Source organism: Mesorhizobium sp. M7A.F.Ca.MR.362.00.0.0 (assembly GCF_004023175.1).
In the GTDB taxonomy this organism is placed as follows: domain Bacteria; phylum Pseudomonadota; class Alphaproteobacteria; order Rhizobiales; family Rhizobiaceae; genus Mesorhizobium.
Window position 1 is genome coordinate 2,513 of sequence record NZ_RZTF01000191.1, and the last position, 9,308, is coordinate 11,820.

Annotated in this window: 10 protein-coding genes and 1 pseudogene; 9 read left to right on the top strand and 2 right to left on the bottom strand. The window is 63.0% G+C overall.

What is annotated here, in order from left to right; all coding sequences use genetic code 11:
- The 6 genes from EOC06_RS43090 to EOC06_RS21630 form a co-directional block, all read left to right on the top strand.
- Nucleotides 1–589: hydantoinase B/oxoprolinase family protein (locus EOC06_RS43090; RefSeq protein WP_245469881.1), on the top strand; the 589-nt coding region annotated here is incomplete at its 5' end.
- A 74-nt stretch (nt 590–663) separates the two neighbouring features.
- Entirely contained in the window at nt 664–858 is a 195-nt protein-coding gene (locus EOC06_RS21610; RefSeq protein WP_128308743.1) for a hypothetical protein, read from the top strand.
- 123 nt (nt 859–981) lie between these two features.
- Nucleotides 982–2,250: a DUF3419 family protein gene (locus tag EOC06_RS21615; RefSeq protein WP_128308744.1), complete on the top strand. Its 1,269-nt coding sequence runs from the start codon at nt 982–984 to the stop codon at nt 2,248–2,250.
- Nucleotides 2,247–2,930 (top strand): class I SAM-dependent methyltransferase, encoded by a 684-nt coding sequence (locus EOC06_RS21620; RefSeq protein ID WP_128308745.1) that lies wholly within the window; start codon nt 2,247–2,249, stop codon nt 2,928–2,930. The genes EOC06_RS21615 and EOC06_RS21620 overlap by 4 nt, the downstream gene beginning before the upstream one ends.
- A 110-nt stretch (nt 2,931–3,040) precedes the next feature.
- A complete protein-coding gene (locus EOC06_RS21625; protein WP_127267190.1) occupies nt 3,041–3,337 on the top strand; it encodes a type II toxin-antitoxin system RelE/ParE family toxin in 297 nt (98 codons plus the stop codon).
- A gap of 9 nt (nt 3,338–3,346) precedes the next feature.
- Nucleotides 3,347–3,655: a HigA family addiction module antitoxin gene (locus tag EOC06_RS21630; RefSeq protein WP_023813159.1), complete on the top strand. Its 309-nt coding sequence runs from the start codon at nt 3,347–3,349 to the stop codon at nt 3,653–3,655.
- Nucleotides 3,656–3,673: 18 nt separating this feature from the next.
- On the opposite strand, the gene EOC06_RS21635 is transcribed toward EOC06_RS21630, so the two are convergent.
- The gene (locus EOC06_RS21635; protein ID WP_128308746.1) at nt 3,674–5,053 is read right to left on the bottom strand and encodes a serine hydrolase; all 1,380 of its coding nucleotides are present in this window, start codon (nt 5,051–5,053) and stop codon (nt 3,674–3,676) included.
- A gap of 227 nt (nt 5,054–5,280) precedes the next feature.
- Here EOC06_RS21635 and EOC06_RS21640 point away from each other — a divergent pair, with 227 nt between their 5' ends.
- Nucleotides 5,281–6,081: a GH25 family lysozyme gene (locus EOC06_RS21640; protein ID WP_128308747.1), complete on the top strand. Its 801-nt coding sequence runs from the start codon at nt 5,281–5,283 to the stop codon at nt 6,079–6,081.
- Between the two features lie 355 nt (nt 6,082–6,436).
- A complete protein-coding gene (locus EOC06_RS21645; RefSeq protein WP_023813162.1) occupies nt 6,437–7,618 on the top strand; it encodes a lytic murein transglycosylase in 1,182 nt (393 codons plus the stop codon).
- A 77-nt stretch (nt 7,619–7,695) separates the two neighbouring features.
- Here EOC06_RS21645 and EOC06_RS21650 read toward each other — a convergent pair whose 3' ends face one another.
- Nucleotides 7,696–8,916, bottom strand: a complete 1,221-nt coding sequence (locus tag EOC06_RS21650; RefSeq protein WP_023813163.1) for an alanine racemase — start codon at nt 8,914–8,916, stop codon at nt 7,696–7,698.
- A 199-nt stretch (nt 8,917–9,115) separates the two neighbouring features.
- On the opposite strand from EOC06_RS21650, the pseudogene EOC06_RS21655 reads away from it, so the two are divergent.
- Nucleotides 9,116–9,308, top strand: a pseudogene (locus tag EOC06_RS21655) (EamA family transporter); the annotation flags it as partial.

The following is a 9,308-nucleotide window of genomic DNA, read 5'->3' on the forward strand; positions in this document are numbered from 1 at the left end:
GCTGAAACCCGCCTACCCCGCCGCCGTCGTCGCCGGCAATGTCGAGACCTCGCAGCACGTCACCAACGCGCTGTTCGGCGCCATGGGCGCCATGGCCAACGCGCAAGGCACGATGAACAACCTGACCTTCGGCAACAAGACCTACCAATATTACGAGACGATCTGCTCCGGCTCGCCGGCCGGCCAGATGAATTCCGGCCGCGGCTTTGCCGGCACCTCCGGCGTCCACACCCACATGACCAATTCGCGCCTCACCGATCCCGAAGTGCTGGAGCTGCGCTTTCCCGTTCTGCTCGAGGATTTCCACATTCGGGAAGGATCCGGCGGCAAAGGCAAATGGAGCGCCGGCGACGGCACCAGGCGCACCATCCGCTTCCTCGAAAAGATGGAATGCGCGATCCTGTCCTCGCATCGCAACCGGCCGCCGCAAGGGCTGGATGGGGGCGGCGATGGCGAGGTCGGCTCGACCAAAGTCCGCCGCAAGGACGGCACAATCGACGTGCTGAAAGCCTGCGACCAGACCGTGCTGCAGGCCGGCGACGCCGTCATCCTGACGACGCCGACACCGGGGGGATTCGGGCGGCGGTGAAGGATGCTTGCCGGGCGCGGACATGGCGAGCCAGAGGCAGGCGCATGTCCGCAACATTCTGAGGAGAAGTCGCCATGTCCATCGTGAAGAACATTCCTGCCTACCCGAGCAAGACCTTCAACGACGGCTATCTTGAGGGATACCAGTCACTCAAGCCCGGGATCGTCCCGTCAATGCCATCCTACAGCAAGGTGCCGATCGGCCTCACTCCGTATCAATGGGGCTTCACACTTGGAGAGGATGACGCGCGCGCAACTGGTTTGCGGTAAGAGGCGTGTTCGTGGCGGTCTCATGGGCTTCGACAGCGCAAGTTGGTGCCGGATGCGGAGGTATCAACTGATTTTACGCGCTACCGTTGTAAGGAGGCGTCAACAGGCTGTCACCGGCCTGTCATGACCCTGGGCTACCCGCTTGCGGCAAAGCAAATGGGGAATCATCTTGCCATGACGGACGTTTCCGCAGATCCTGCCGTCTACCAGAACCGCCCGCTGTCGAAGGCCGGCATTTCGGAGCGGTTGTTCGCCTTCCTGTTCTCCGGCCTCGTCTATCCGCAGATCTGGGAAGACCCCGAGGTCGACATGGAGGCGATGCAGCTTGGCCAGGGCCACCGCGTCGTCACCATCGCCTCCGGCGGCTGCAACATTCTGGCTTACCTCACCCGCTCGCCGGCCCGGGTCGACGCCGTCGACCTCAACACCGCGCACATCGCGCTGAACCGCATGAAGCTGGAGGCGGTGCGCCATTTGCCATCGCAGGGCGACCTGTTCCGCTTCTTCGGCGCCGCCGACACCAGCCACAATTCGAAAGCGTATGATCGTTTCATCGCGCCGCATCTCGATCCTGTCAGCCGTCACTACTGGGAGCGCCGCAACTGGCGCGGCATCAGGCGCATCACTGTGTTCGACCGCAATTTCTACCAGACCGGCCTGCTCGGCCTGTTCATCGCCATGGGCCACCGCACGGGAAAATTCTTCGGCGTCGACCCTGCCGGCATCATGCAGGCCAAGAACATCGGCGAGCAGCGCCGCTTCTTCAACGAGGAGCTGGCGCCGGTCTTCGACAAGAAGCTTTTGAAATGGGCGACATCGCGCAAGGCTTCGCTGTTCGGCCTCGGCATCCCGCCGGCGCAGTACGATTCGCTGATCACTTCTGGCGACGGCACCATGGCCAGCGTGCTGAAAGCCCGGCTGGAAAAGCTCGCTTGCGATTTTCCGCTGGAGAACAACTACTTCGCCTGGCAGGCCTTCGCCCGGCGCTATCCGAACCCCGGCGAGGCCGCCCTGCCCGCCTATCTCGAAAAACAGAATTACGAGACCATCCGCGGCAATGTCGACCGCGTCGCCATCCACCACGCCAATCTGATCGAGTTCCTCGCCGGCAAGGATGCAGGCTCCGTCGACTGCTTCGTCCTGCTCGACGCGCAGGACTGGATGACCGACGGCCAGCTCAACGCGCTGTGGGCGGAAATCACCCGCACCGCCTCAGTCGGCGCCCGCGTCATCTTCCGCACCGCCGCCGAACCCAGCCTGTTGCCGGGCCGTGTCTCCAGCTCGCTGCTTGACCAGTGGGATTATCAGGACCAGGCTTCGCGCGAATTTTCGGCCCGCGATCGCTCGGCCATCTATGGCGGCTTCCATCTCTACGTGAAGTGCGCCGCATGAGCACCAGCGAGTTGCCGGCCAGCCCCGAATTCAAGGCCAACCATGCCGAACTGATGGACGGCGTCTACCGCTGGCAGCGCCACATCTACGACCTGACACGCAAATACTATCTTCTCGGCCGCGACCGGCTGATCGCGGGGCTCGATGTGCCCGCCGGCGGTACCGTGCTGGAACTCGGCTGCGGCACCGGCCGCAACATCATCCTGGCCGCGCGTCGCTATCCCGACGCGCGTTTCTTCGGCCTCGACATTTCGGCCGAGATGCTGGAGACGGCCAGCGCGGCGATTGCCCGCGAGGGCCTGCTCGATCGTGTCACGCTCGCCCAGGGCGACGCCACGGCATTCGATGCCAGGGCGCTGTTCGGACGCAATAGCTTCGACCGTGTCTTCGTGTCCTATTCACTGTCGATGATCCCCGGCTGGGAAAAAACTGTGTCGGCAGCGCTTGCCGCCCTGTCGCCGAACGGTTCGCTGCACATCATCGATTTCGGCCAGCAGGAAGGCCTGCCCGGCTGGTTCCGGACCTTGCTGCGCGGCTGGCTGAAAAAATTCCACGTCGCGCCGCGTGAATCGTTGCGCGAAGTGCTGGAATCGGAATCTCGGCGAACCAGCGCAAGCTTCCGTTTCCGCACGCTTTATCGCGGCTATGCCTGGCTGGCGGTTATCAAGATCACTTCCTGAATATTGCCGTGGGAAAGGCACATAAAGGCGAAGCAGCCACGATCCGTTGGATCAACGTTGCCTTATGACCCCGAGAGCGGTACACTATCTCACATGAATGGAAGCATGTGGTGATCATCGGCTTCAGGGATGAATGGCTGCGGGCCTTCTTCGTGGAAGACACCCATTCTCGCAACATTCCGTCCGATCTCGAAAGCCGTTTGTTCCGCAAGCTCCAGATGATTGACGACGCGATGATCGATCAGGATTTGCGTGTGCCGCCCAGCAATCATTTCGAGAAGCTGCGCGGCATTCTCGAAGGCTTCCATTCAATACGCGTCAACAAGCAATGGCGGCTGATCTTCCGCTGGGACGGCGGCCGCGGTGAGGCGTCGGACATCTATCTCGACGACCACAGCTATAGATGAGGTGAGAACATGTTGATGACCGCACGCAAGCCGGCAACGGTTGGCGAAATTCTCACGGAAGAATTCATGCAGCCGCTTGGCCTGACGCAGGCGGCTTTGGCCGAGGCGATGGGGGTCCAGCGCAAGCATGTGAACGAATTGTGCAACGACCGCCGCAACGTGACGGCGGCGACCGCGCTTATTCTGGCGCGGGTGTTCGGCAACAGCCCGGACTTCTGGTTGAACGTCCAGCGCCGCAGCGATCTTTGGCAGGTCATGAACTCGCCCGACGAGCGGGCGCGAGTTGACCGCGCCAAGCCATTGGCGACAGCTGCATAGCAAAGAGTTTGCGCCGCGCTAATGCAGCGCCTTGATCAGCGCCCCCACCATCGTCTGCGGCCGGTAGCCGAACTTGGCAGGCGTCAGCCCTAGCCGCACCACCACCAACTGCTCCGAAGGGATGATGGCGACCGTCTGCCCGTCATGGCCTTCCATCCAATACGTGTCCTTGGGCAGGCCTGCCGCGACGCCGGCGCCGGGGTTTTCCTCATCGCCCGGGGCCTCGATCCACAACTGACCCTTGCCGTAGACCTTCGAGGCGGATGCCGGCTCGCGCATCCAGTCGACGAAACCGGTTGGCAGGATCTGGTTGCCGTTCCACACCCCGCCCTGCAGCAGGAACTGGCCGAAGCGCGCCCAGTCATGCGCGGTCGCGTAAAGATAGGACGAGCCGACGAAGGTGCCCTGCTCGTCCGTCTCGAGCACCGCGCTATGCATGCCAAGCGGCTCGAACAGGGCGGTGCGCGGCCATGTCAGCGCCTTGGCCTTGTCGCCGACCGCGTCCTGCCAGAGGCGCGACAGCATCACCGCCGTACCGCTCGAATAGGAAAACACTTTGCCGACCTCGGCCGCCAGCGGCTTTGATTCGGCAAAGCTCGCCATGTCAGGTTCGAGATAGAGCATGCGCGTGACGTCGGCGACGTCGCCATAATCCTCGTTGAACTCCAGCCCGCTCGACATCGCCATCATCTCGGCAAGGCTGATGGCGGCGCGGCCGTCCGCCTTCCACGGCGCGAACAGGTTTTTGTCGTCGAAAGCCATCTTGCCGTCCTTGACCAACGTACCGACGATGGCGGCGTTCACCGTCTTCGTCATCGACCAGCCGAGCAGCGGCGTCTTGGCGGAAAAGCCGTCGCCATAGCGCTCGGCGACGATGCGGCCATTCTTGACCACCACCACCGCCCGCATGCCGGTGCCGGTCAGCGCCGCATCGTCAAGCAGTTTGGCAACAATCGGATCCTGTGATGCCTCGACCCGCTCGCCTTCCGGCCACAGGTCGCCCCTGGTGGCTGCTGACGGCTCGGCCTGGATCGCGGTCCGCCGCGCCTTGCCGACATCGCCGTCCGGAACCGAAGCGCAGCCAAGCCCGTCGCGGGCTACGGCGACGCTCTTGCCGAGGAAACCGAACAGGCCGGCAGACACCGTTCCCCTGTTCTTGTCCACCGAGACCCGCATTAGCCGCAGCAGGGGATGCCCGGGCGCCTGCACGTCGACGGCGAGCACCTCATTGGGATCGCGGCCGGCAATGAAGACGTTCGAACAGACGATCTTGGCCGAGTAGCCCGAGCCGACCCTGATCAACTCCGGCGGCGCGATATAAAGCCAGGCAAAAAGCGCGGCGACCGCCAGAACGATCAGGCCAAGCAGCCATTTGACGATCTTGACCACGATCCGCATTTATTTCCCTCCGGCTCTGCGCGACCCTTATGTCATCGATTTGCCGCCATTGCTTCCGCAAATCACAAAGCTTGTCGAGCGCCATCAACGGATTATCAACCATGATCGGCGATCACAGGATATGCTGAGCGATGCTGTGGGGCGATCGCTCGGAGGGGGCCCAATCACAAGCTGGCCATCAGGTATAGACCCATCAGCGACCGGCTGAATCCGGCTCGGGAATTGCGATGCGCCGTCTTGCGGGCCTCATTCTGCTAGCGCTGCTTGGCGCTTGCTCGACGGTGGACGATCTCTCGCCGCTGTCGCCGTCGGCGTCGAGCAGCCCGACGGTCACTGTCCGGGCGCCGCGCTTTGCCGATTCCAAGCCGCATGAATGGGAAAGCGGCGCGCCGTGGAACTATGCCGTCCACGGCACCGATGTTTCCAAATACCAGACCTCGGTCGACTGGCCGGCGGCCAAGGCCAGCGGCATCTCCTTCGCCTTCATCAAGGCGACCGAGGGCGGCGATCGCTTCGATGAATACTTCAACGAGCATTGGACCCGGACCAAAGCTACGGGCGTTCCCCGCGCCGCCTATCACTTCTACTATTTCTGCACCCCGGCTGCCGTGCAGGCGCGCTGGTTCATCCGCAACGTCCCCGTCGATCGCTCGGCGATGCCGCCGGTCCTCGACATGGAATGGAACCCACAATCGCCGACCTGCAGGCTGCGTCCCGACGCCGCCACGGTGCGCGCGGAGATGACCACCTTCCTCGAGATCGTCGAACGCCACTACGGCAAGAAGCCGATCATCTACACCTCGGTCGACTTCTTCGACGACAACGGCCTGGCGGGGTTTCGCGGCTATCCGTACTGGCTGCGTTCTGTCGCCGGCCATCCACGTGAGAAATACGGCAGCCACCCCTTCACATTCTGGCAGTACACAGGAACCGGGATCATTCCGGGCATGACCGGCAAGGCCGACATCAACGTCTTCAACGGCAGTGAAGCCACCTGGAACAAGTGGCTGCGGCAGAACACCCGTTGACACCGGTTCAACGGCAGCACCGCCATGGATCAAATCACTCCAGCAGAGCTTCCGTTGAACCGGTTCAACGGCAGCACCGCCCTGGATCAATCACTCCAGCAGAGCTTCCGTTGAACCGGCGCAACGGCAGCGAGCCCGTCCGAGATAAGAAGCTCCGCAGAACACTGTTGACACCGGTGCAACGGCAGAGAAGCCGGCGGAATAAGGGGCTGCGGCACAAGAACCGTTGACACCGGGCCTGCCGCCTGCTTTTCGACACAGCCAGCGGTGAAAAGTGCAACCGCCGGCAATTCAGGGCGTTGGGCCTCCGGGGGGAGCACAACAACTGCCCGCTATTCGTTTCGAGAGGAAGCTGATGCGACTGCGTTCCAAAGTCCTCGCGGCTGCGCTGACCCTGTGTGCCACGGCCTTGCCGGCGATGGCGCAGGAATGCGGCGGCGACTTCGAGACGTGGAAGCAGGGCGTCGCCGCGGAAGCCAAGGCGGCCGGCGTCGGCACTGCCGGTCTCGACGCCCTTGAAGCGGCAACCTTCGACGACAAGGTGTTGGCACGCGACCGCGCCCAGGGCGTCTTCACCCAAACCTTTGTCGAGTTTTCCAACCGCATGATCTCGGCCTATCGCCTGAAGCAAGGTGCGGCGAACATGAAGAAATACGCGGATGTCTTCGCCCGCGCCGACCAGCAGTTCGGCGTTCAGGCGCCGATCATCGCCGCCTTCTGGGCGCTGGAGACCGATTTCGGCGCCGTGCAGGGCGACTTCCACACGCTGAGCGCCCTGGTGACGCTGTCGCATGATTGCCGCCGCCCGCAACTGTTTCGGCCTCAGTTGATACCGCTTCTGCAATTGATCGATCGCGGCGTGCTGCCGGCCGATGTCAGGGGCGCCTGGGCCGGCGAGATCGGCCAGACGCAGATCCTGCCCTCAGATTATCTGGCACGCGGCGTCGACGGCGACGGCGACGGCAAGATCGACCTGCGCGGCAGCGTGCCCGATGTGATCATGACCACCGCCAACAAAGTGCTGTCGCGCGGCTGGAAACGCGACCAGCCCTGGATCCAGGAAGTCCGCGTGCCCGAAGACATGCCGTGGGACCAGACCGGTCGCACCAACAAGCTGCCGCTGTCGCAGTGGGCGCAATGGGGCGTCACCTACCCCAGCGGCGCGCCGCTGGTCGACAACGGCCTCAAGGCAGGCTTGGCGCTGCCCATGGGCCGTAAGGGGCCCGCCTTCCTCGCTTATGACAATTTCGACGTCTATCTCGAGTGGAACCAGTCCTTCACCTATGCGCTGACCGCGGCCAACCTCGCCGCCAGGTTGGCGGGAGAAAAACAGTTCGATCCGCGCAATCCCGAGACCGGCCTCAACAACGAGCAGATGAAGGCGCTGCAGACCAAGCTGGAGGCCAGGGGCTACGATGTCGGCACTGTCGACGGCATTTTGGGTACCAACACCCGCGAGGCGATCCGCAAGGAGCAGATGCGGCTAGGCCTGCCGGTGGATGGCTGGCCGACGCCGGAGCTGCTGGGGAAATTGTAGGCAGTAGGCAGTAGGCAGTAGAAAATTACTCCGAAGCAGTGCCTATTCCCTATTCCCTATTCCCTATTCCCTATTCCCTAATCCGCCATCGTCTCCAAACTGGCAAACCCCTGTGGCGCGTCGCCCTCGTCGAACGGCGTCGTCACCTCGACGAAGGTGTCGGGGTAAAAGCCGTTGAAGCGGGTCCGCAGCGAGAGCGAATAGGCGCCGATATGGCCGATCTCGATCCAGTCGCCGGTATCGACCGTTTCCGGCAGCCAGAACGGCCGCGACAGGATGTCGACGGAATCGCAGGTCGCGCCGCAGACCTTGAACGGCACGATGTTCTTCTCCTCGCCATTGCGCGAGCGGATCGCCGGATCAGGAATGAAGCGGGCCGGCAGCGTGATCTTTCCGGTCCATGAATCCGACAGCGACGCCCAGATGCCGTCATTGATGTAGAGCCGCTTGCCCTTGCGCAGCAGCACCCGCACGATCAGCGACAGGCAGCGCGCCACGATCACGCGGCCCGGCTCGGCCACCAGCGGCATCTGGTCGAACTGATACTCTTTCAGATCGCCCGAAAGCCGCGACATGATCTGGCCGAGCGACGGCATCTCGATCTGCTTGCGGTTGGGGTCATGGCCGTATTCGGCGGGGAAACCGCCGCCGACGTCGAGCCCGGCAATATCGAAGGTCAGCCGGTTGCGCACCCAATCGGCGGAGGCCAGCGCCCGCTCATAGGTGTCGGGATCCTCGATCTGACTGCCCACATGAAAACACAGGCCAACCTTGTAGCCGGTACGGTTCAGCCGCTCGGCAAGTTCGACGGCGTAGGCCGGCCCGGCGCCGAACTTCTTCGACAGCTCGTAAGCGGCATGGCCCTTGGTCTGCACCCGCACGAACACGCTGATCGCGCCCGGATCGATGTCGAGCGCCCGCACCACTCGCGTCAGCTTGGTGATCTCGTCCTCGTGATCCAGCGAAATCACGCGGATGGCGTATTTCTCCAGCGCCAGCTTGATGTCCGACTGCGCCTTGACCGGATGCATGTAGAGCATCTCGGCATCGGGAGAGACGGCACGCACGGCAGCGAACTCGCCCGGCGAAGCGACGTCGAAAGCCTTGACGCCGGCTTCGACCAGCGTCTTCAGCACGATCTGCTCGCCATTGGTCTTGACCGCATAGGCGGTCTTGCCCGGGAACATGCCCATGAATTGCCTGGCATCCGCCATCAGCACCTGCGGGCGGAAGCAATAGACGGGATCGTCCGGGCGAAGCGCCAGTGCCGCCTCGCGGGCATTCTCGAATCGCTGCATCGACGAATCCTTGATCTAGCCTGCGCACAATTAATCCAAGCTAGCGGCTAATGAAAACAATTCTGTGTCTCGTACGGCTGACGCTGGGGCGCTAGGTCTTGGCGGCAGGCGTTTGCCTCAATCACGTTTCGGGTGGCCCTTGTCTCCGAACCGGATATGGCTTCTGCCTGACTGGCATACGTCTGGGAGGGCGACTCACATGGCAATGGCCGCGACATCCGCACCACGCGGGCCGATGGTGCTCAAGGATTGGGGGCAACTCCTGTTGCTCGGCGCGATCTGGGGCGGCTCGTTCTTCTTCGCGCGCATCGCGGTGGCGGAACTCCCCCCGCTGGTGCTGGTGCTGTTTCGCGTCGCCATTGCCGCGATTGCGCTGCAGATCTATCTCGGTC

Coding starts and splice junctions, on each gene's coding strand:
- EOC06_RS21635 (WP_128308746.1), bottom strand. CDS start 5,053: ATGCGGATCGTGGTCAAGATCGTCAAATGGCTGCTTGGCCTGATCGTT.
- EOC06_RS21630 (WP_023813159.1), top strand. CDS start 3,347: ATGTTGATGACCGCACGCAAGCCGGCAACGGTTGGCGAAATTCTCACG.
- EOC06_RS21650 (WP_023813163.1), bottom strand. CDS start 8,916: ATGCAGCGATTCGAGAATGCCCGCGAGGCGGCACTGGCGCTTCGCCCG.
- EOC06_RS21620 (WP_128308745.1), top strand. CDS start 2,247: ATGAGCACCAGCGAGTTGCCGGCCAGCCCCGAATTCAAGGCCAACCAT.
- EOC06_RS21610 (WP_128308743.1), top strand. CDS start 664: ATGTCCATCGTGAAGAACATTCCTGCCTACCCGAGCAAGACCTTCAAC.
- EOC06_RS21645 (WP_023813162.1), top strand. CDS start 6,437: ATGCGACTGCGTTCCAAAGTCCTCGCGGCTGCGCTGACCCTGTGTGCC.
- EOC06_RS21640 (WP_128308747.1), top strand. CDS start 5,281: ATGCGCCGTCTTGCGGGCCTCATTCTGCTAGCGCTGCTTGGCGCTTGC.
- EOC06_RS21615 (WP_128308744.1), top strand. CDS start 982: ATGACCCTGGGCTACCCGCTTGCGGCAAAGCAAATGGGGAATCATCTT.